Here is a 21,867-nt window from a genome sequence, read left to right as displayed (position 1 = left end):
AAGGGATTAGGATGCATTTTGTAAAAGTAAAGGGAATATTATCTTCTAAAAACGGAATGAATTTGTTTCGAGGTTGTACACATGGCTGTATTTATTGCGATTCAAGAAGTAAATGCTATCAGATGAATCACAGTTTTGAAGATATTGAAGCAAAAGAAAATTCAATAGAGCTTTTGGAAGATAGACTTAAAAGAAAAAGAAAAAAATGTATGATTGGTATGGGGTCAATGACTGACCCCTACATTAATGAGGAACTTAAACTTAATTATACAAGAAAAGCATTAGAAACAATAAATAAATATGGTTTTGGACTTACACTCATTACAAAGTCATCAAATATAATTAGGGATTTGGATTTGTTAAAAGAGATTAATTCCAAGACAAAATGCGTTGTTCAAATGACACTCACAACCTATGACGAAAGATTATGTAGGATAATTGAACCCAATGTTTCCACTACAAAGGAAAGAGTTGAAACCTTGATTAAATTAAGAGAAGCAGGAATACCTACGGTAGTATGGATGACTCCGATTTTACCATATATTAATGATACAAAAGAAAATGTTATTGGCATTTTAAATTATTGCAAAGAGGCAAAGGTAAAAGGAATTCTCTGCTTTGGAATGGGACTTACCTTGCGAGATGGAAATAGGGAATATTTTTATTCTAAATTAGATAAACACTTCCCACATCTTAAAGATAGATATATTAGAGAGTTTGGTAATTTTTATGTTGTGAATAGTAGAAATAATTATAGACTTATGAAAATTTTTCGAGACTTCTGTGAAAACGAAAAAATTATGCATGATTATAATAAAATTTTTAGCTATTTAAATACATTTGAAGAAAAAGAAATATCCAAACAACTTAGTATTTTTGATTTGTAATAATAACTAAATAAATTAATAGATTTTACGAAAGGATATTCTTTTTTAGAGTATTCTTTTTTTGTTGAAATAAGAAGTAAAAATATGATATTTTTGTAGTGTATGTATCTTTGATACATTCACTTTTGTTTGCAACAAAAGTGTGAGATTTCCGCAGTCGATTGTACCCAAATCAAAGATTTGGACAATCTTTGCGTCAGACCTACTATAGATTATTTACAAGTAAATAATCTAAGTTAGGGCTAGATTGACTACACTCAGCTATGCTTCGTTTCGGTCGAAATGACGTATAAAGAAGAATGCTTTGTTTAGGAGCTATACGTTAAAAGTAAATAAACCAAAACGTTTATTTTTAAAATATTTCATATATCTAATTTAAGATGTAAAATAGAATTATAAATATTTCATTTGGGTAATATAGTAAAAAGAGGGTGATTATATGAATAGAAATAAAGAACAAATGTTGGATTTTTTAGTAAAAGCATTTATAGCTGATTCGGATAATTATAAAAATATGGAAATCCCTGAGGCTGAAACTCAAAAAAAGGTCGTTTTACGTTCTCTTATGAATATCCGTATGCCAAGAAAAATGGATGATGAAGTTTTGAAAGTTCAAGATGAATATTTAAAACTTTGCGCAGAAGAAAAGGGAATTGTAGAGCTTAAGGATATTCCAATTATTAAAGATGTTTTTTCCATTTGGCAGGGAGATATTACAAGACTTAAGGTTGATGCAATAGTTAATGCAGCTAATTCAATAATGCTTGGATGTTGGGCTCCAATGCATCTATGTATTGATAATCAAATACATACTTTTGCAGGAATACAACTAAGGGCAGAATGTAACGAAAAAATGCAGGAACTTAAGAAAAAATATGGGAAAGATTATGAACAGCCTACTGCTGTTCCAATGCTTACAGATGCCTATAATCTACCTTCAAAAAAAGTAATTCATATAGTTGGTCCAATTGTTTATGGAGAGCTTACTAAAGAGCTTGAAAAAGAATTAGCTGAATGTTACGAAAAAACTTTGGATATGTGTTTAGAAAATGGACTTAAAAGTGTAGCATTTTGTTGTATATCAACAGGAGAATTTCGTTTTACAAAAGAAAGAGCAGCAGAGATTGCAATTGAAACAACTAAAAAATGGGTTTTAAAATATCCAAAAGCTATGGATAGAATTATTTTTAATGTTTTCAAAGATGAAGATAAAAAATATTATGAAAAAATGATATAATATTATTATAAATAACAAAAGGAGATAGTTATGAGTTTTGATTTATTTGTCTTTGAAAAAAGAGAAGAAATAAAAACTTCTTTGGATGTATTTGCTTATCAGGAGGAGTTCACAGAATATAAAGAAAATAAAGATTATGAATCTTTAGAGGGATGTTCTCGTGTAATTGCCTGCTGGGCTAAAAAAATGTTTGAAAAATTTCCACCAATAAGTGGGGAGTATGCTTTGCCTGATGAGATTGCCTATGCAACAGAGGATTCAGAAAATCATTTGACTGATTATAGCTTAGGAAAGAATGGAGCGTATTGTGCATTCTCATACAATGTTGAAGATGAGGCATTGGAATTTGTAAAAAGTATTGCGGATGAATATGGCGTAGGAATTTATAATCCTCAAAGTAGCGATGCGATTTTCTGCAAAGGGATTGATATATTAAAATGTAGAACAGAAAGTACAGACGACTTCGAATGTGATTGGGAGAATATTGAAAACTTTATTGAAACATTTAATGATATTGACCGAGTAAATGAAAATGGAGGACTAACATTCATTACCATTTGGTATGAAACTGATGGAAAACAAGGTAATTTTATCCAATGTACTCCATGTTATAAAAATAAGGGATTTTTTTCTTCATTATTTAGTAAGAAAATTTCAAATGAAATAGATGCCTATATTTTTGAAATAGAAAAAAACTGTGGGGTATATCAAACATTTATAGAAGATAAATCTGAACTTATAAAAGTTATAAAAGAATGGTGCATAGATAGAAAAGAGCCCGATATAAGAGAATATAAAAGGATTTTAGATTTGTAGGTAAAATATGAAAGAAAATTATAATAAAACAGATGGATACAGAGAAAGTATTCAAATGGGACTTAAGGGATTAAAGACTGTTGGGAAAAACATATCTTCTGAAAGTGAATTAAATAGAGAAAAGATTGAATTTTTAAAAAATGAAATAGAAAATGCTGATGCGATTGTTATAGGCGCAGGAGCAGGACTTTCAACTTCGGCAGGTTTGACTTATAGTGGAGAGAGATTTGAAAAATATTTCTTTGATTTTTCAAAAAAATTTGGAATAAGTAATATGTATTCAGGTGGATTTTATTCTTTTCCGAATAGAGAAACACTTTGGGCTTGGTGGGCAAGACATATATATTTTAATAGATATATCGAACCACTAAAACCTGTTTACAGGGATTTGTTTTCCATTATAAAGGACAAAGAATATTTTGTTATTACGACAAATGTAGATCATCAATTTCAAAGGGCAGGATTTGATAAAAAACGTCTTTTCTATACTCAAGGTGATTATGGATTATTTCAAAGTGTAAATCCACAAAACCAAAAGACCTATGATAATGAAGAATGGGTTCTAAAGGCGATAGAAGTTCAAGGATTTAAGAAAAATACAGAAGGATTTTTTGAAGTGCCAGAAAATAAGGAGATTTTAATGAAAATTCCAACTGATTTAATTCCAAAATGTCCTTATGATGGCTCTGATGTTACAATGAATCTTCGTGCTGATAGTTCATTTGTCGAAGATGAAGGATGGCATAGAGCATCAAGAGAATATTATAATTTTCTTGAAAAGTATAAAGATAAACATATACTCTTTTTAGAGTTGGGTGTTGGAAATAATACTCCTGTAATAATAAAATATCCTTTCTGGCAAATGACTATGGAAAATAAAAATTCAATTTATGCTTGTATTAATTATAAAGAAGCTTTTTGTCCTGAACAAATAAAAGACAGAAGTATTTGTATTGACGGAGATATTGGAGAAATACTAAAGAAAATTATGAAATAATAAGTTAATAGTTTTACGAAGGAATATTCTTTTTAAGAGTATTCTTTTTTTGTGTAAATAAGAAGTAAAGTTAGGATGTTTTTTGGATGTATCTACGATACATTCACTTTTGTTTGCAACAAAAGTGTGAGATTTCTCGGCTTCGCTCAAAATGACGTATAAGTAAGAATCTTCGTTTAAGAGCTTACCGTTAAAAGTAAATAAGCTTCAAATTTCAAAAGAAATATTTTAAAAAAAATAAAAGGTATCAAAAAAATAATTGAAAATTTTATATAAAAATAAAAGACTTCACGTCATAGTATGTTGCATAGGGAAAGCATCTAACACGTCATCTCGAGCATAGTGTAACGGAGTCAATCTAGCCCTAACTTTATTTACTTGTAAACAAAAGTAGGTCTGACGGAGTCGTTGTATCTTTGATACAATGACTCTGGAGATCTCCTAAAGCCCAGTGCTTGCAAACAAAACTAGGCCTGACGGAGTCATTGTGTTATTTGATACAATAGCCTCTGAAGACCTCATAAAGCCCCTTTGCCATTAAATTTACAAAAAAATTAAAAATTTTTTTCATTTCATAAATATTTCATTTTCATTTCATAAATATTTCATAAATCTAGTTTAAAATAGCTACTGTAAAGAAAATACATAGTGTTAAGGAGGAATGATAAATTTCTAATTACTTAGAATTTAAGGGGGACATCCTAAAATATAAAATAAATTTGAGAGAGGGGAGCTGAATAAGAAAGTGGTAAAAAATGCGATAGCATATGTTTTAAGAAAAAAGAATAGAACTTTTATTGTTTTTATTATTTTGACAGTAGTGCTTTCTTGCTTGTATGCATGTTTAAATATTTTGAAATCGGGTTCTAGTATGGAGAAGTCTTTATATAAATCTTCAAATTCTTCATCAACTATAGCCAAAAAAGATAGTCAAGGATATTTTGACAAAAATGATTTTAAAGGACTAGAAAATATAAAGGAAATTGAAGAAGTTGTTTCTCAATATGAAGGTCTAGCAAAATTGTCAAATACAAATGCTGTAGATAGTGGACAACAAATCACTAGAGATGATATTCCAAGTTATTTAAAAAATGTTGTATCAATACAAGCTACAAGCAATGTAAAAAGGAATGTTTTATTTAACAGTGGAGTTTTTTCAATAAAAGAGGGAAGAAATATTGAAAAAAATGATAAAGACAAGATATTAGTTCATGAAGAGTTTGCCGAAAAAAACAAATTAAAAATAGGTGACAAAATTAGTTTAGAATTTATAGATCCTAATCAAACTGACAAGAGTAACAAGAAACATGAATTTGAAATTGTTGGGATTTTTTCAGGAAAGAAACAGGAAAAACAAACTGGATTAACTTCAGACTTAAGCGAAAACACAATGTTTACTGATTATGATTCTGCTCAAAAAGCTTTAAATGCCGAAGGAGATAAACAACTAGTAAATAAGTTGACATTTTTCTCAGGAACTCCTGAAAGTATGGACGAGGCTATAAATAAAGTTAAAAAACTTAATGTCGATTGGGAAAAATCTTATACAGTTGATAAGGAAGCAAATGCCTTTAAAGATGCTCTTGAGTCATTAAACGGTGTTAAACATATTATTAGAATAATGACTTTTGCAATTATGATTGGTGGTTCTGTAGTTCTTTCATTAATACTAATACTATGGTTAAGAGAAAGAATTTACGAAATTGGAATTTTATTATCCATTGGGGTTAGTAAATCTAAAATTGTTGGTCAATTTATATTGGAATTAATATTTATATCACTTCCAGCAATTCTTGTATCTTTGATATTTGGAAATCTGGTAGTAAATCAAATTATTGGTGGATTGATTAGTTCTGAGGATACAACATCAATTACTTCTAATTTTGTAAGTAATGGATATAATGTTGAAAGCTTAATAACTTTTGCACAAAGTTATGGAATATTGGTGCTAATTATACTTTTATCAGTAGTTTTTGCATCAGGATTGATTTTAATTAAGAAACCGAAAGAAATTTTATCACAAATTAGTTAGGAGGAAGTAAATGAACATATTAGAAATTAAAAATGTAACATATAGTTATGCAAATTCAAAAGAAAAAGTTTTATCATTAATAAATCAAGGATTTGAACTTGGAAAATTTTATGCAATTATAGGTAAATCCGGAACAGGAAAGTCAACATTACTTTCGTTATTAGCGGGATTGGACAAACCTAACAGCGGAGAAATTTTGTTCAAAGATGAAAATATAGAAAAAGCAGGTTATAGTAATCACAGAAAGAATAATATCTCTCTTGTATTCCAAAACTATAATCTTATAGATTATCTATCACCATTAGAAAATATTAGATTAGTAAATAGTAAAGCCTCTGAAGATATATTACTTGAGTTAGGACTTGATAAGACTCAAGTTAGAAGAAATGTTATGAAATTATCAGGTGGACAACAACAAAGAGTTGCTATAGCAAGAGCTTTAGTATCAGAAGCTCCAGTTATTTTGGCAGACGAACCTACAGGAAACTTGGATGAAACTACTGCTGGAGAAATAATTGCAGTTTTAAAGAAATTAGCTAAAGAAAGAAATAAATGTGTAATAGTAGTAACTCATAGTAAAGAAGTTGCAAGTGCAGCTGATACGGTACTTGAGCTTAATAATAAGAGATTAAAAGAAGTAACAAAAAGTAAGTAGGAGGTAGGCGATGTTTAAAAATGCTTTTGCGTATGTAACAAGAAAGAGTTTAAAATCATTAATTATATTACTAATTATCTTATCAATGTCAGCACTTAGCTTGATAAGTTTATCTATAAAAGATGCTACAAATAAGGCATCAGAAGAAACTTTTAAAAATATTACAAATAGTTTTACAATGGAAATAAATAGAAGAGTAAATCAAGGGACTGCCAGAGGTGGTGGTAATGTAAGAGGTCAAGACATAAAGAAAATTGTTGATTCAGGACATGTGGATAATTTTGTTAAGAGAATCAATAGTGTTGCTAACCTTGATGACAATTTAGATATAGTTGAAGCACCGGGAGCTGCTCAAAACGAATCTGCTGAAAGAGCTAAGAATTTTAAAAGAGCAGTTATGTTAACAGGTGTAAATAGTTCTGAAAAAGAGACAAAATTTGTTTCAGGAGCGTATAAATTAGTTGAAGGTGAACATTTAACTAGTGAAGATAAAAATAAAATTTTAATGCATAAAGATTTAGCTGCAAAGAATAATTTAAAAGTTGGAGATAAAATTAAATTAAAATCCAATTTATATGATGCAGATAATGAAAAGAAAGCTAATGAAACTGTAGAAGTAGAAATTAAAGGTCTTTTTGATGGACATGGAAAAGGTAGAGTAACTTACTCACAAGAACTTTATGAAAATACTTTAATTACAGATGTTCATACAGCAGCTAAAGTATATGGAAATACAGAAGATACAGCGACATACCAAGATGCAACATTCTTTATAAAAGGGAATAGAAATTTAGATCAAGTAATAAAAGATCTTAAAAAGTTAGATATTAACTGGAAATCTTATAATCTAATTAAGAGTTCTTCAAACTTCCCTGCATTACAAAAATCTATTTCAGGAATATATTCAATTGCAAATCAATTATTCATTGGTTCTCTAGTATTTGCGGGTATAGTAGTTACATTATTATTATTCTTGTGGATGAATGCTAGAAAGAAAGAAATTGCAGTATTGTTATCAATAGGAATTTCTAAAACAAAGATATTTGGACAATTTGCAGTAGAATTACTTTTCGTTGCAATACCAGCATTCATAGGGTCATATTTCTTAGCTGGATATACAGGAAAAATTTTAGGAAATAGTATATTAAAGAAAGTTACAGGAGGTATTGCAAAACAAATTGCAAAACAATCATCAACTACAAAATTAGGTGGTGGTGCAGAAGTTGACGGATTTAATAAAACATTATCAAGTTTAGATGTAGTAATTAATCCAAGAGCACTTCTTTATGTAGTATTGTTCATGACAATAGTACTTGCGATAGCTTTGGTAATCTCTTCTTCAAATATCTTAAGAAAGAAACCAAAAGAATTATTAATAGATACAAAATAGCTTATTATCCTATGGGAGGAATTTTACAATATTATTGTACAAGAAACAGAAATTATCGATGTATATACATCGATAATTTTTGCTTTTTATGGTAAAATAGTATAAGGATATTTTTATATAAAAAGGAGGGCTTATGAGAATACTTGTTGTCGAAGATGATCAAATAATCAGAGAAGGAATTTCTGAATATTTATCTGAATTCGGTTATGACATCATTCAAGCAAAAGATGGACAGGAAGCCTTAAAATATTTTAATAACAATGAAATTAATTTAGTAATCTTAGATATTCAAATTCCTTTTCTAAACGGATTGGAAGTTTTAAAAGAAATCAGAAAAAAAAGTAAATTACCTGTTCTGATGTTGACGGCATTTAATGATGAAGAATATAAGATAAATGCTTTTTCAAGTTTAGCAGATGGGTATATGGAAAAGCCTTTTTCATTACCGGTTTTAAAAGTTAGAATTGATTCCTTAATTAAAAGACATTATGGTGGACAAGAAAAATTTGAATATAAAGGTGCAGAGGTTAATTTTGCAAGTTATACCGCAAAATTTAACGGAGAAGATATAGACATAAATGCAAAGGAACTTGAAATATTAAAATATTTATTGGAAAATGAAGGACATGCTTTGACTAGGGCGCAAATAATAGATAATGTGTGGAAAGAAACTGATGAAATTCCTTTTGATAGAGTTATAGATGTATATATAAAAGAATTGAGAAAAAAACTAGGTTTAGATTGTATTGTAACAATTAGGAACGTAGGTTATAAATTGGAGAGAAAATGAAGAATTTAAAAATATTTCCAAAAATGTTTCTACAGACATTTGGAATTCTTGGGACTGTAATAGTTTTAATACATTTGCTGGTATTTTTTATTTTTCCTAGAACTTATTTGGAAACTAGAAAGCAAGAGCTCTATGCAAAAGCTGACGAAATTTCCGAGAATATTAAAGGAAAAGATATGAAGTTTGTTGAACAATCTTTGGACTTTTACTCAAAAAGTAGTGATATAAAAGCTGTAATAAAGGGACAAGGTGAGGACAATGAATTACAAATTGGTGATGACATCAATGTTGATTTAAAGAGTGGCAACAATTCTTTAATCATTGAAGAAAGAGAAATAGAATTAAAAGATGGTAAAAAAATATCCATTCAATTTATTTCTACTGCTGATATGAAAAAAGATGCAAAAGAACTTAGCTTTAAATTTTTACCATATTCTTTATTTATTTCTTTTATATTTTCAATAATAATTTCACTTATATATGCAAAGGCGATAACCAATAACATAAATGAAATAAAAAATGTGACAAAAAAGATGATGCGACTAGACAGAACGGCATATTTGAATATTAATTCTACAAACGAAGTTGGGGAATTAAAAGAACAGATTAATGATTTGTATAATACTCTTTTAAAATTGATAGATGATTTAGAACTTAAAAATGAAGAAATAGTAAAATTGGAAAAACTAAAATATGATTTTTTTAGAGGAACATCCCATGAATTAAAAACACCTCTAGCTAGCTTAAAAATAATTTTAGAAAATATGAAATACAATATTGGAAAATATAAAAATAGAGATTTATACATTGATAATTGTATAGATATAGTTGACCATTTAACAAGAAGTATTTCGCAAATGCTATCAGTTTCTTCCTTTGAACATTTAAAAGATGATGAAGAAATAATAGTTGTTAATGACGTATTAGAAGATGTTCTAAAACAATATATACTACTTGCAAATAATAGAAATATCAAAGTCAATAATAATTTGAAAAACGAAAAAATCTATATAGGAATGACTGCACTTAAAATTGTTCTATCCAATTTGATAAACAATGCAGTTAAATACTCCGACGAAGATGGGGTAATAAACATCGGAACTAAAGATGACTGGCTTTATGTTGAAAATTCCTACAAAGACAATAAAGATTTAGATGTAAATAAAATATTTGAAATAAATTTCAACCTAAACAAAGAAAACAGCAATGGTTTAGGATTATACATTGTAAAAAACATCTTATTAAACTACGGAATAAAATACAAAGTAGAAAAAAATGAAATAGGAATTGTATTTTTAATAGAATTATCCGGGAATATGGATAAATAAGATTTTTGATTTTATATGTATATCATTATAAGTTTATATACTTTTCACGTCTAGCTATTAAACAAGGGTTCTTCTTTATACGTCATCTTGAGCGTAGTGAAACGGAGTCGAAAGATCTCATACTTTTGCTTTAGCAAAAGTAAATGTATCGTAGATACATACACTATTAAAACAGCAAAATTATTTTTATTTAAAAATATTATGAAGTTCAAATTTTATACAAAAAAAGTACAGATAATATCTGTACTCTTAAGGAGCGAGAGCTCCTTTTTTGTTTTCATTATTTTGTTTTAATAATTTTTTTCTTATCACTAAGTAGCAACATATATGTGCTGCAGTTGTCAATATCCATGAAATCGGATAAGAAATGTAAAGTGATTCTTGAGTTCTATAAATTTGAAATATAGTAAATATCCAAATTACTCTGAATAGGCAAGCGCCCGTTAAAGACACAATCATTGGTAAAATGGAGTATCCCATTCCTCTTAAGGAACCAACTGTTACGTCCATTAGTCCACATAGTAGGTATGTTGCTGAAACAATTTTCATTCTGTTAAGTCCATACATAATTACTTCTGGGTCATCTGTAAATATTCCAAGTAGAATATTTCCTAAAGAATATGCACCAACACCTAGTACAAGACCAACTACTGCAACAATTCCAAGACCTTGCAATAAAATCTTATCTATTCTATGATATTTTTTTGCTCCCATATTTTGACTTGTAAAACTAAGTGTTGACTGATAAATTGAATTCATTGACATATATACGAAGCCTTCAATATTTATTGCTGCTGTATTTCCTGCGATAACGAGCTTTCCAAATGTATTTATAGAAGATTGAATTAACACATTTGATATGCTAAATACAATGCCTTGAAGTCCAGCTGGAAGTCCTATTCTTAAAATACTAATAACTTTATCTTTTTGCAATTTTATTTTTCTCAAATCTAGATGCATATAACCTACATTTTTTGTTAAAAATAATATCATCATAATAGCTGAAACATATTGAGAAATTATTGTTGCTATTGCTACTCCATCAACGCTCATATTTAGTACTATAACAAAAAATAAATTTAAAAAAACATTTAAAATACCTGAAACTATTAAAAAGAAAAGAGGTCTTTTTGTATCTCCAATGGATCTTAAAAGTGCCGCTCCGAAATTATAAATGGCAGCTGCGGGACTTCCTAAAAAGATTATTCTCATATAAATTGCTGATAAATCAATAATTTCATCAGGTGTTCCCATTAGATGTAACATAGGTCTTGAAGCGATAAGCCCTACAAAAAGTAAAATTGTTCCAGAAACAATTGCAAGTCCGATTGCATTATGAACAGTATCGGATGCATTTTTATAATCTCTTGCACCACAATATTTTCCCATCGTTACACTTATTCCCATAGAAATTCCAATTAATAAACTTACGAGTAAATTTATTAATGATGAAGTTGCTCCAACTCCTGCAAGTGCAGCACTTCCAGAAAAACGTCCAACAACAATTATATCTATTGTATTAAAAAGTAATTGAAAAACACTTGTAAAAATAATTGGAATTGAAAAAAATATCATTTTTTTCAAGGTCTTTCCATTTATCATATCTATTTCATTGCTTTTAACCATTATATCCTCCGTAAAAAGTCTAAAATCATTCTAAAATAATAACATATTTTTAGTCTTTTTGCAATGATAAAAGAGAAGCAAAATTGCTTCTCTTAAAGGTTTCTAATTAAATTTTCTATCGTATAGTAATGACGCATTTAAAATTACGAGTATTGAACCTAGATTGTGTACTATTGCACCAACTAATGGATTTAAAACTCCAAGTACAGATAAGATTACGGCTACAAAGTTAATTAAAAGTGATATTATTATGTTGAATTTTATCGTCTTAACTGTTGCATTGGCGAGTTTTTTTAGATAAACTATTTTTGAAACATCATGTCCCATTAGTACAATATTAGCACTTTCGATTGAAATGTCGCTTCCTGTTTTTCCCATTGCAACCGAAACATCTGCAAGTTTAAGAGCGGGAGCGTCGTTGATTCCGTCTCCAATCATACAAACGACATTATTTTCTTTTAGATTTTTTATATGTTCAAACTTTTCTTCGGGAGAAAGTTCGGCCTTTACTTCTGTTATTCCAACTTTGTCTGAAAAGTATTTTGCAGTTAAAAGATTGTCTCCAGTTAGAAGTAGTGGCTCAATTTCAAAGCTTTTTAAATTTTCTACCATTTCTTTAGCATTTTCTCTTAGAGTGTCTGATAGAGTTACGATTGATAAAACTTCTTTTTCATCTCCAAAAAGAATTATATTTTTAGCTTCATTTGAGTATTTTTCAATTTTTTCTTTTATATTGTCTTTGACATTTATATTATTTTCTCTAAAGTATTTTTCATTTCCGCAGAAATATTTATTTCCTAAAATCTCTCCTTCGATTCCTCTTGCAATTTTCATTTTAAAATTTTCAACATTTTCTTTTTTTATATTTTTTTCATCTAGATATTCTGTTACTGATTTTGCAATAGGATGTTCGCTTTTTGATTCTAAACTTGAAATTAAGGACATTATTGTTTCATCGGAAAACTCTGAAAAATTTTCTATATCATTTACATTTAACTTCCCATAAGTTAAGGTTCCAGTTTTGTCAAAAGCTATTTTATTAACTTTTGCTAGTTTTTCAAGGGCATTAAATGTTTTTATTATAACACCATGTTTACTTGCTTGACCGATTGAAGCCATAACAGCAGTTGGAGTTGATAAGAATAGGGCACAAGGACAAAATACAACTAAAACCGTAACTGCTCTATTTATTGAAGTGTATAAATCAAAATTAGATAACATCATTATTGCAAAAGTTGCAATTGCAATTAAAAGTGCAGTCGGAACGAGTTTAACTGCAAGTCTGTCAATTACTGTTTGCATAGGAGTTTGTTCTTTTTCTGCTCTTTCAACCAAGTCGATAAATTTTTGTAAGGAAGAATTTTCAACATCTTTTGCTATGATGTCAATACTTCCAAAACAGTTCATAGAACCACAGAAAACTTCGTCTCCAACAGTTTTATCTACAGGTAAACTTTCTCCTGTTAGAATTGATTGGTCAATAGAAGAAAAACCCTCTTTTATAATTCCATCAACTGAAATTATTTCCCCAGGCATAACTCTGATTATATCTCCATTTTCAATTTCTTCAATCGGAACTTCTTTAACAGTATAAGAATCATTAGTTTTAATGAGTTTCTTTGCTTTTTTTGGAGCGGAAGAAATTAAATCATTAAGACCTTTTTTGGCTCTGTCAACTGTATAGTCTTCTAAAAGTTCTCCGATTGCCATAAGAATTGCGATTTCAGCTGCTGCAAAATATTCTCCAACAAATACGGATGCGATTACTGCAATTGTGATTAAAAGTGAATTTTTTATTTTAAATTTTACTATATTTTTAATAGCCCCAACTAAAAAAGGGAAAGCAGATATAACAATACTTATCCATACCGGTTTAAATGCAGTTTCTATCTTTAAAAGATTTAAGACAACATTTAGTATAAAAAATACTATTGAAATGATAGTAAAGTGTAAACCACTGAATAATTTTGAAATTTTATTTATCATAAGTCCTCCTTGATTTTTTCTGTTTATAATGCTACAATTAATTTAATAACGAACACTTTGTTTGATTTAATTGTATCACTATAGATATTATATATCAATAAGCAATTAATTAAAATAGTAATACTTTGAACATTTTTTTAAAAATGTATGGAGGATTTTATGAATAGACAGCAAATTAAAACTAGAAAAGCAATTTTTATGGCTTTTACTGAGCTTTTATCCAAGAAAAATTATAATAAAATAACAGTTCAAGAAATTATTGATTTGGCAGATATAGGTAGGAGTACTTTTTATTCTCATTTTGAAACAAAAGATGATTTATTAAAAGAAATTTGTCGTGAGTTGTTTGAACATATATTTTCTAATGATTTAAGTAGAGAATGTTCAAAAATTTTTGAAAATTCAAACAAAAATCCTAAAATTTTAATTACACATATACTTTATCATTTAAAGGAAAATAAGGAAGAGTTTATAAAGGTTTTAAGTTGTGAAAGTAATGAATTGTTTTTAGAATATTTTAAAACTTATCTATTTAAGGTAATAGATGAATATATTTTTATCGATAATATTGAAGATAAGAAGTTTAAGAAATTCTTGAAAAATCATATTTGTTGTTCATTTGTGGAAACAGTAAAATGGTGGATTAAAGATCAAATGGAAGATAGTCCAGAAGAAATTGCAGATTACTTTTTTAGAGTAGTAGATCCTATAATTTAGTATATAATGATTTGAGGAATTAGCTAAAATATGATAAAATGAATAGAGCTTTGCGTATTGTGATAAATCAATATTTGTTTTATCATAATTATATATTTAATATCAGGAGGAAGTTATGAAGTGTGTAATGTTTGATATGGACGGAACTTTAATTGATTCTATTGGGGGTTGGTTCGGAAGTTGTAAATATTTTCTTAAAGAGATGAATTTAGAAGAAACTGATGAACTAAAAGAGTTGTTTAAAGGAAAAAAACTTTATGCAAGAGGAATAGCAATTAAAAATTATTTCAATCTTGATTTAACTCCGGATGAAATTTATGCCAGAAATTTAAAATATGTAAAAGAAGGATATGATGAAATTTACGGAGCAAAAGAAAATGTAATGAATGCCTTAGATTACTTAAAAGAAAAAGGCTATAAGATTTCTTTGAATACGGCTACAAATATAGGACTTTGTAAAAATTGTTTAGAAAGAACAGGACTTATGAAGTATTTTAACTATATCCAAACCTGCGATGATTGTGGATATTTAAAAGATGATGAAAGATATTATGATTGGGCAGTAAAAAAACACAATGCAGATGTTGACGACATAATATTTTTTGATGATACCGAAGCTCCATTAAAAACGGCAAAGAAAAGGGGAATAAAAACAGTTTTGGTTTATGAACCTTTGACTAATGGAGAATTTTTTGAAAGAACAACAGACTTTGACTATAAAATGGATACAATTTCCGTTGAAAATTTGAAAAAAATTGGACTTTAAATAAAATTATGATGAAAAAAGAGCTATGTTGAAAAATTTAACATAGCTCTTTAAAGTTTCTAAATTATTTTAAATAATTATCAAACCATTCTAATATTTCTTTTAATCTTCTTATTCTATGCATTGGTTTACCACTTCTTGATAGTTCATGATTTTCACCTTTAAACATTACAAGTCTCGCAGGTATATTATGATATTTTAGTGCAGAGAACATTTGAATTCCTTCTGGTATCCAACATCTATAATCTTCATCTGAATGAATGAAAAGAGTTGGTGTTTGTGCCTTATTTGCATATTTAAGTGGGGAATGATACCATAATTTTTCATAATTATTCCAAGGAGTTGCAGAGATTTGGTCATCTATGAAATAATATCCAATATCTGTAAGTAAAAATTCAGAAGTCATATTTGAAATTGAACGTTGTGAACAAGCAGCTTTAAATCTATTTGTATGTCCGATAGCCCAATTTGTCATAAAACCACCATAGCTTCCACCCATGATTGCAAGTCTTTCTTCATCAAGTGCAGGGTAATTTTTAATTACAGAATCAGTAAATTTCATTAGGTCATCAAAGTCAATTTCTCCATATTTTCCACGAATATCAGCAAATTCTTTACCTCTACCATCTGAACCTCTAGGATTTGTAAAAAATACAAAGTAGCCATTATTTGCTAAAAATTGCATTTCGTGATGGAATACTTTTCCAAAAACTGTTTTAGGACCACCATGAACATGAAGTACACCTGGATATTTTTTCTCTGGATCATAGTCAACAGGTTTCATAACATATCCGATAAAACCAATTCCGTCATTAGTAAAAGTAATTTCTTCAATTTCTGAAAGAGAATATTCAGTAGTATCATTATGGAAAGAAATTCTATTTTCTTCTTCTCTAGAAATTTCATAAACATCTTGTAAATTAGAGTCTTTTAATGCAATGGCATAAATTTTGCCATCTTTAGAAACGTCAATACAATCTATAGAACCTGATTTTTCGTTTAATCTTTCGAGATTTCCATTTTTGTCAATTCTATAAATATATGAACTATTTACCTCAGTATTTATGAAGTACATAAATCCGTCTTTTACTAAAGTACTTTTTCCGCCAGTTAATCTCATATCAGTACCAACAGAATTATGCATACACATATCAAAATTATCATTTACAATCTTTTCAAATGACTTATTGTTAATATTTATAATATAAATATTTGAATTTTCATTTAAACCATATTCTTGCATATCTGAAGCTTTAACTACAATATTTTCATTATCTATAAAGTTAGCATATTCGAAAGAATAGTCTTTTGCTAAAATATCTACTGCTTTAGAACTAATATCTAAAATTTTAACTTCATTTACAAGAGGCATTTTTCCTGTATAAGATGTTGCTATAAATACAGCTTTAGTTTTATTTTCATTTATTTCTAAACCATAAATATCAGTGATATCATCACTTAAAGGAATTAATTCAGAAGTATTTTTATTAAAAAGATAAAGCCTACTTCTGTCTTCATTTGTAAAGCCAATATTATTTCCCCAGAAAGGAATTTCAGTTGCAACAAGATAATCCTTAGAATCGTCATAAGTTTTTTCTTTACTATCTTCCTTTTCTTCTTCTTTTTCAATTTTTTCTAATTCTTTTGTTCTATTAAAATTAGCCAAAACTAAAAATTCATCGTCATTTATTTGTTTTATTCTATTTACCAAAGCAGGAATAGTAAAGTCTAAAACAGCTTCGCCACCTAAAGGGCATATTCTATAAAATTTAGTTATATCTGAGTCTTCTTTTTTGTCTTCTCTATCACTTGCAAAAAGAATAGAACCGTCTAAAAGTTCAATAAAAGAACTTTCCTTAGCACCATTAGTAAAAACGAAGGACTTTTTAGTTTCCAAGTCCATTTTATATATTCTGTGTTCATAAGAATTTTTTTCTAAATTCATATTAGAAACGGAATAAAATAGATTTTTTTCATCTTTACTTAAATGTAAATTTCCTAAAAATTTAAAGTTTTTAAATTCATCAATTTTTATACTTTTCATATTGCCTCCTTAAGCTAAATTCACAATGATTAACATTAATTAAAAAATTTTAATGTATAATCCTTGCAGTTTGATTATACTACAAAAAGAAAAAAATTACAAAAAAATAATTTTTGATAAATTATAATTATATGATAAAATAAATATATTAAATGAAATTAAAAATGGAGATTATTATGGAAATTAGAAGATTGATAGATACAGATGTTAGAGAGTTTTATAATTGTCTAAAAATTATTGACAGCGAAACAAATTTTATGATGTTTGAACCTGACGAAAGAGTTTGGAATGAGGAAAAACTTGTAAAAAATTTAAAAGATGAAAATAATTTATTTTTAGGAGCAATAGAGGATGATAAAATAGTAGGCTTTTTATCAGCGGAAAGAGGAGCTTTTAGGAGAATTAGACATATTGCTTATATTGTAATTGGAATACAAAAAGATTACCAAAATAGAAAAATTGGAACAAAACTTTTTCAAATGCTTGATGATTGGGCGGTTAAAAACAAAATTATAAGATTAGAACTTACTGTTGAATGTGAAAATGTGTCGGCAATAAAATTATATGAAAAAATGGGATTTTCTATTGAAGGCACTAAGAAAAAGACAATGTATGTAAATGGAAAATATGTAGATGAGTATATGATGTCAAAAATATTTTAATGGAGATATTATGAAAATAGGATTGGTTTCTTACGAATTTAACAATGGAGAAATTGAATATAATATTAAAAAAATAGAAAAGGCGATTATCTCTGATAATGGAAAAGCTGATTTGCTTTGTTTTGGAGAAACTTTTTTACAAGGATTTGACTCGCTTTCTTGGAATTATGAAATAGATAAAAATATTGCAATTACAAAAGATTCTTTTATAATGGATAAACTAAAAAATCTTAGTGAAAAATATAATATTGATCTTGGTATCGGATATATCGAAAGAGAAAGAGAGCAAATTTTTTCTTCTTTTGTAGTAATTGAAAAAGGAAAAATAATTCACAACTATAGAAGAATTACTAAAAATTGGAAAGAATATTCAATTACCGATGAACATTATTGTGAAGGAAAGATTTCAGCATCTTTTATCTATAAGAATAGAGAATTTAAAATTGCACTATGTGGCGATATGTGGATTTGTCCTGAAAAATTTAAAACAAATGGAATTTTACTTTGGCCTGTGTATTGTAATTTCACAAAAGAGGAATGGGAAAATACTGAACAATCCGATTATGCAAAGCAATCTAAATTGGTATCAGATAATGTCCTTTTGGTAAATTCAATCACAAAAGAAGAGCCAATAAGCGTTGGTGGGGCATATTATTTTAAAAATGGAAAAATTGAAAAGAGTTTAGAGTTGGATAAAGAAGATATTTTATTTGTAGAAATATAAAGCAAAAAATATTATGAAATTTAGATAAAGAGCTGACTAGAGATTTTAAATCTTAGCTATCAGCTCTTTTTTCTTTTAAAATAGTTAGATATTTTCTTTAAATTCTGTTAATAATTCAGTAGATTTTTTAGGTTTAAAAGCGTGAATTAGATGATTAGTAGAAACTTTTTTACATATAATTTGTGGAGATTTTGTGGAGATAATGAAATTGCATTTTTTATCCATAATAAAAAACAGTATTATAAGAAAACATGAGAACTTGATTTATATTATAAATCTCATGTAAATAAATCAACGACAAAATTAAGTATATATAAGTTTATTTATTTTTTAGATTATTAATTTTGTTAAGTTCAGAAATATAATCTAGTCCAAAAATTTCTATTTCGTTCAAAACTTTCTGAAATTTAGTACCTAATGTACTTAAAGAGTATTCAACATGAGGAGGTACTTCAGCAAAAACTTTTCTTTTGATTAATTTATCTTGTTCTAATTGACGCAATTGCCTTGTTAAAACAGTTCGAGTAACTTCAGGAATTAATCTTTCAAGTTCATTAAATCTTTTAGTACCTGTACTTAAATGATATAAAACTACAATTGCCCATTTTCCTTGTAAAACCTTCTGAGTAGTAACATAAGGGCATTTATCATAAATAGTTGACATAAAAACCTCCTTAACATGTGTTATAGTATCGAATCAGATACTATGTATTATAAATGTTCGTACTTTTAAAGTCAAGACTTAAAAAGTATAATAATAGTAAGAGGAAATTCAATCCTCAAAAAGAAAGGAGATTGGCTATGAAAAGTGAAATTATGAAAGTATACAATGCTTATACAGAAGCATTATTGAAGGGAGATTTTAAATCGGTTTTTGAAACAATGTCTGATAATATTGTATGGCATATGGGAGGAGAAGGTCCACTTTCAGGAATTGTTAAAGGAAAAGAGGCATTGGGAGAACGTTTAGGAGAATTTACCAAAAGAAGCAATGGGACATTTAGAGTAATTACAAATTGGGCTGCAAGTAATGATTGTTTTGTTGTTGCAAGTGTTGTTTCTTTAGCTGAAAAAGAAGATGAAAAACTAAATGACCCTGGTATTGATTTATTTAGAATAGAGAATGGAAAAATACAAGAAGTATGGACTTTTGCAGAACAACAAGAGGAAGAAGATAAATTTTGGAAATAGGTGAATTTATTTTTATAACAAAATGTAAGAGGTATGTAAAATAAAATAATGAATGTCAAATTTTTAAAAAGAGAAGATTTTATATCAAAATATATAAGTCTTCTCTTTTGTTGTTTCGCAATAAGAACCCCAGCCTTTCACGATGCTTTGCATCGGGTGGGTACCGAGAACCTTGTTGTTTCACAATAAAAATTTATACTGAATTTTAGAAAAAGAACTGATTATAGATTTTAAATCTTAGCTATCAGCTCTTTTTATTCTAAATAGATTAATAAATTTATATACTTTCTTTAAATTCAGTTAATAATTCAATAAATTTTTTAGGTTTAAAAGCGTGAATTACATGATTAGCAGAAACTTTTTTATATATAATTTGTGGAGCTAAAGAAATTGCATGTTTAGCATCATCTTCATCAAAAGCTCCTACAAGTCCAAAATTTTCATATCTTTTCCAGTCAGCGTGAATAAGCATTATTGGACATTTTGTTTTTTTAAAGGCTTCTTCGTGGTTAATCCCATCATAAAATCTTCCATCAACAAAAGCTCTAGCAAAATCGGGATCAAACATAGACAATGATTTAATAAGTAGTCGTAAACTATCTGGGAATCCTACTGTAATGGGTTTATCAGGGTATTTATTTTGAAATTTTTTTATCTTTTTTGATAAACAATTAGCAAACCAGTTTGGAATTTTTTTAATTCTCTTATCAGATGCGGGTGTTTCTATATCTCTAAAATAATCCGCCAAATCTCTGTCTTCAATATTTCCAATTTTGTCAACAAGATGTTTTAATCCATTGTAAACAAATTTATCTTGTTCTTTAAATCTTGGCATCTCCGTAGAAAAAATTGGGGCATCCTCGAGAACAATTCCAGAAACATATTCAGGAATATTAACTGCACACCATAGGGCAAGAATACCCCCAGATGAATTTCCGCTTATAAGTACTTTTTCTTTTATTACATTTTTGATAAACATTTTTAAGTCTTCACCTACAATTTCCCAAGAATAATAACCAGGTGTCCAAGTAGATTTTCCATGTCCTCTTATATCTATTGAATAAACTTGAAAAATTTTAGATAAAGGTATTAGTACTTTTTTATAACTCTCCCACATTCCTATTTGAGCAGGAATTAGCAACAAACTTGGTCCGTTTTTTGGACCAATTACATAGTTAAGTTTAACAGTACCTGTGTCATAAGTTTTTTCTGAAAAACCAGCATTAATTAGCTTTTTATTTTCAAGTTTTCCAGATAAGTATTCATAAGGATTTTTATAAAACATTTTATCCTCCTATCTTAAACAATCTGTATTAAGAAATCCATTAAGCATTAAACCTAGATATTTACTAATACTATTTTTAAATTCATCATAATTGTCGAATAAATCCATTGGATTATCTTGATATAGATTGAGATGTTTTATAACAATCGCATCAATATATAAAGATAAAGCATCCACAACTAATTCATGATCAATATCTTTTCTTAAGTTAAATATTTTAATAGAATTAGAAATTTGTTTTTTTAATTTTTCATTTGATTTTTTGTGATATTCACTAAAAATATCCTTAATTTCTTTGTCAACTTCTTTGCTTGTTTCCTTAGAAGCCATATTTAAAAATTTAGTTTCATTAGGATATTTTTTTATTAAATTACATTTTTTATCCATAATACTAAAAATGTTATCGAAAAAATCATAATATGTCTTACATTCTAAATTCTGTGTCAATAAATCTACTGCATAATTAAGTAGATATAGATAAAAATTCTTTTTATTATCAAAATAGTAAAATAATAAACCCTTAGAAATACCAGCTTCCTTAACTATTAAATCAGTTTTTGCCTCCACAAATGAAAACTCTGAGAAAATTTTTATCCCTTTATTTATTATCATTTGTTTTTTATCTTCTGAAATTTTTTCAAAATTTTTAGTAACCATAAACGCCTCCTTTGTTGACTCAATAGTCAATTTCGTTCAATAAAATTATATCATCATTTGACTAATTAGTCAATGCT

At 27.9% G+C, this 21,867-nt stretch carries 21 protein-coding genes; 14 read left to right on the top strand and 7 right to left on the bottom strand.

Features of this window, described 5'->3' with window-relative positions; genetic code table 11:
• The first annotated feature begins 11 nt into the window (after positions 1–11).
• From WFJ11_RS06755 to WFJ11_RS06715, 9 genes are all read left to right on the top strand, one after another.
• A complete protein-coding gene (locus WFJ11_RS06755) occupies positions 12–887 on the top strand; it encodes an SPL family radical SAM protein (RefSeq protein ID WP_338817280.1) in 876 nt (291 codons plus the stop codon).
• 439 nt (positions 888–1,326) lie between these two features.
• Positions 1,327–2,124 carry a protein-ADP-ribose hydrolase gene (locus WFJ11_RS06750; protein WP_338817279.1) on the top strand — a complete coding sequence of 266 codons (798 nt, stop codon included), beginning with the start codon at positions 1,327–1,329 and terminating at the stop codon, positions 2,122–2,124.
• 30 nt (positions 2,125–2,154) lie between these two features.
• Positions 2,155–2,940, top strand: a complete 786-nt coding sequence (locus WFJ11_RS06745) for a hypothetical protein (protein WP_338817278.1) — start codon at positions 2,155–2,157, stop codon at positions 2,938–2,940.
• 7 nt (positions 2,941–2,947) lie between these two features.
• Positions 2,948–3,937, top strand: coding sequence for a hypothetical protein (locus tag WFJ11_RS06740; RefSeq protein WP_338817276.1), 990 nt, complete (start codon positions 2,948–2,950; stop codon positions 3,935–3,937).
• 745 nt (positions 3,938–4,682) lie between these two features.
• Entirely contained in the window at positions 4,683–5,969 is a 1,287-nt protein-coding gene (locus WFJ11_RS06735; RefSeq protein WP_338817275.1) for an ABC transporter permease, read from the top strand.
• Between the two features lie 10 nt (positions 5,970–5,979).
• Positions 5,980–6,624, top strand: a complete 645-nt coding sequence (locus tag WFJ11_RS06730; RefSeq protein WP_009354939.1) for an ABC transporter ATP-binding protein — start codon at positions 5,980–5,982, stop codon at positions 6,622–6,624.
• Positions 6,625–6,634: 10 nt separating this feature from the next.
• On the top strand, positions 6,635–8,014 hold the full coding sequence (locus tag WFJ11_RS06725) for an ABC transporter permease (protein ID WP_293440316.1): 1,380 nt from the start codon (positions 6,635–6,637) through the stop codon (positions 8,012–8,014).
• Between the two features lie 133 nt (positions 8,015–8,147).
• A complete protein-coding gene (locus WFJ11_RS06720; protein WP_338817274.1) occupies positions 8,148–8,804 on the top strand; it encodes a response regulator transcription factor in 657 nt (218 codons plus the stop codon).
• Entirely contained in the window at positions 8,801–10,132 is a 1,332-nt protein-coding gene (locus WFJ11_RS06715) for a sensor histidine kinase (RefSeq protein ID WP_293440312.1), read from the top strand. The genes WFJ11_RS06720 and WFJ11_RS06715 overlap by 4 nt, the downstream gene beginning before the upstream one ends.
• A 249-nt stretch (positions 10,133–10,381) precedes the next feature.
• Here WFJ11_RS06715 and WFJ11_RS06710 read toward each other — a convergent pair whose 3' ends face one another.
• On the bottom strand, positions 10,382–11,758 hold the full coding sequence (locus tag WFJ11_RS06710) for an MATE family efflux transporter (protein ID WP_338817273.1): 1,377 nt from the start codon (positions 11,756–11,758) through the stop codon (positions 10,382–10,384).
• A 102-nt stretch (positions 11,759–11,860) separates the two neighbouring features.
• Positions 11,861–13,744, bottom strand: coding sequence for a cation-translocating P-type ATPase (locus WFJ11_RS06705; RefSeq protein WP_338817271.1), 1,884 nt, complete (start codon positions 13,742–13,744; stop codon positions 11,861–11,863).
• Between the two features lie 159 nt (positions 13,745–13,903).
• On the opposite strand from WFJ11_RS06705, the gene WFJ11_RS06700 reads away from it, so the two are divergent.
• Both WFJ11_RS06700 and WFJ11_RS06695 read left to right on the top strand, forming a co-directional pair.
• Entirely contained in the window at positions 13,904–14,461 is a 558-nt protein-coding gene (locus WFJ11_RS06700) for a TetR/AcrR family transcriptional regulator (RefSeq protein WP_293440296.1), read from the top strand.
• A 115-nt stretch (positions 14,462–14,576) separates the two neighbouring features.
• Positions 14,577–15,227, top strand: a complete 651-nt coding sequence (locus tag WFJ11_RS06695) for an HAD family hydrolase (protein ID WP_313961204.1) — start codon at positions 14,577–14,579, stop codon at positions 15,225–15,227.
• 64 nt (positions 15,228–15,291) lie between these two features.
• On the opposite strand, the gene WFJ11_RS06690 is transcribed toward WFJ11_RS06695, so the two are convergent.
• Complete coding sequence (locus WFJ11_RS06690; protein WP_338817269.1) at positions 15,292–17,271, bottom strand: S9 family peptidase; 1,980 nt, start codon at positions 17,269–17,271, stop codon at positions 15,292–15,294.
• Positions 17,272–17,447: 176 nt separating this feature from the next.
• Here WFJ11_RS06690 and WFJ11_RS06685 point away from each other — a divergent pair, with 176 nt between their 5' ends.
• Positions 17,448–17,933: a GNAT family N-acetyltransferase gene (locus WFJ11_RS06685; RefSeq protein WP_338817268.1), complete on the top strand. Its 486-nt coding sequence runs from the start codon at positions 17,448–17,450 to the stop codon at positions 17,931–17,933.
• Positions 17,934–17,943: 10 nt separating this feature from the next.
• Entirely contained in the window at positions 17,944–18,657 is a 714-nt protein-coding gene (locus WFJ11_RS06680) for a carbon-nitrogen hydrolase family protein (protein WP_338817267.1), read from the top strand.
• 84 nt (positions 18,658–18,741) lie between these two features.
• On the opposite strand, the gene WFJ11_RS06675 is transcribed toward WFJ11_RS06680, so the two are convergent.
• Together WFJ11_RS06675 and WFJ11_RS06670 are read right to left on the bottom strand one after the other, a co-directional pair.
• Positions 18,742–18,882 (bottom strand): hypothetical protein, encoded by a 141-nt coding sequence (locus WFJ11_RS06675; RefSeq protein WP_338817266.1) that lies wholly within the window; start codon positions 18,880–18,882, stop codon positions 18,742–18,744.
• Positions 18,883–18,976: 94 nt separating this feature from the next.
• Positions 18,977–19,321, bottom strand: coding sequence for a winged helix-turn-helix transcriptional regulator (locus WFJ11_RS06670; RefSeq protein ID WP_009354538.1), 345 nt, complete (start codon positions 19,319–19,321; stop codon positions 18,977–18,979).
• A 137-nt stretch (positions 19,322–19,458) separates the two neighbouring features.
• Here WFJ11_RS06670 and WFJ11_RS06665 point away from each other — a divergent pair, with 137 nt between their 5' ends.
• Positions 19,459–19,848: a nuclear transport factor 2 family protein gene (locus WFJ11_RS06665; protein WP_009354622.1), complete on the top strand. Its 390-nt coding sequence runs from the start codon at positions 19,459–19,461 to the stop codon at positions 19,846–19,848.
• A 277-nt stretch (positions 19,849–20,125) separates the two neighbouring features.
• Here the strand turns inward: WFJ11_RS06665 and WFJ11_RS06660 are convergent, their stop codons facing one another.
• Both WFJ11_RS06660 and WFJ11_RS06655 read right to left on the bottom strand, forming a co-directional pair.
• Complete coding sequence (locus WFJ11_RS06660; RefSeq protein WP_338817265.1) at positions 20,126–21,133, bottom strand: alpha/beta hydrolase; 1,008 nt, start codon at positions 21,131–21,133, stop codon at positions 20,126–20,128.
• A gap of 9 nt (positions 21,134–21,142) precedes the next feature.
• A complete protein-coding gene (locus WFJ11_RS06655; RefSeq protein WP_338817264.1) occupies positions 21,143–21,790 on the bottom strand; it encodes a TetR/AcrR family transcriptional regulator in 648 nt (215 codons plus the stop codon).
• Between the last annotated feature and the right edge of the window lie 77 nt (positions 21,791–21,867).

Origin of the sequence: Parvimonas micra, assembly GCF_037482165.1 — a bacterium.
Lineage (GTDB): Bacteria > Bacillota > Clostridia > Tissierellales > Peptoniphilaceae > Parvimonas.
The sequence above is the reverse complement of the archived record's forward strand: the minus strand, read 5'-3'. Positions and strand labels throughout refer to the sequence as shown.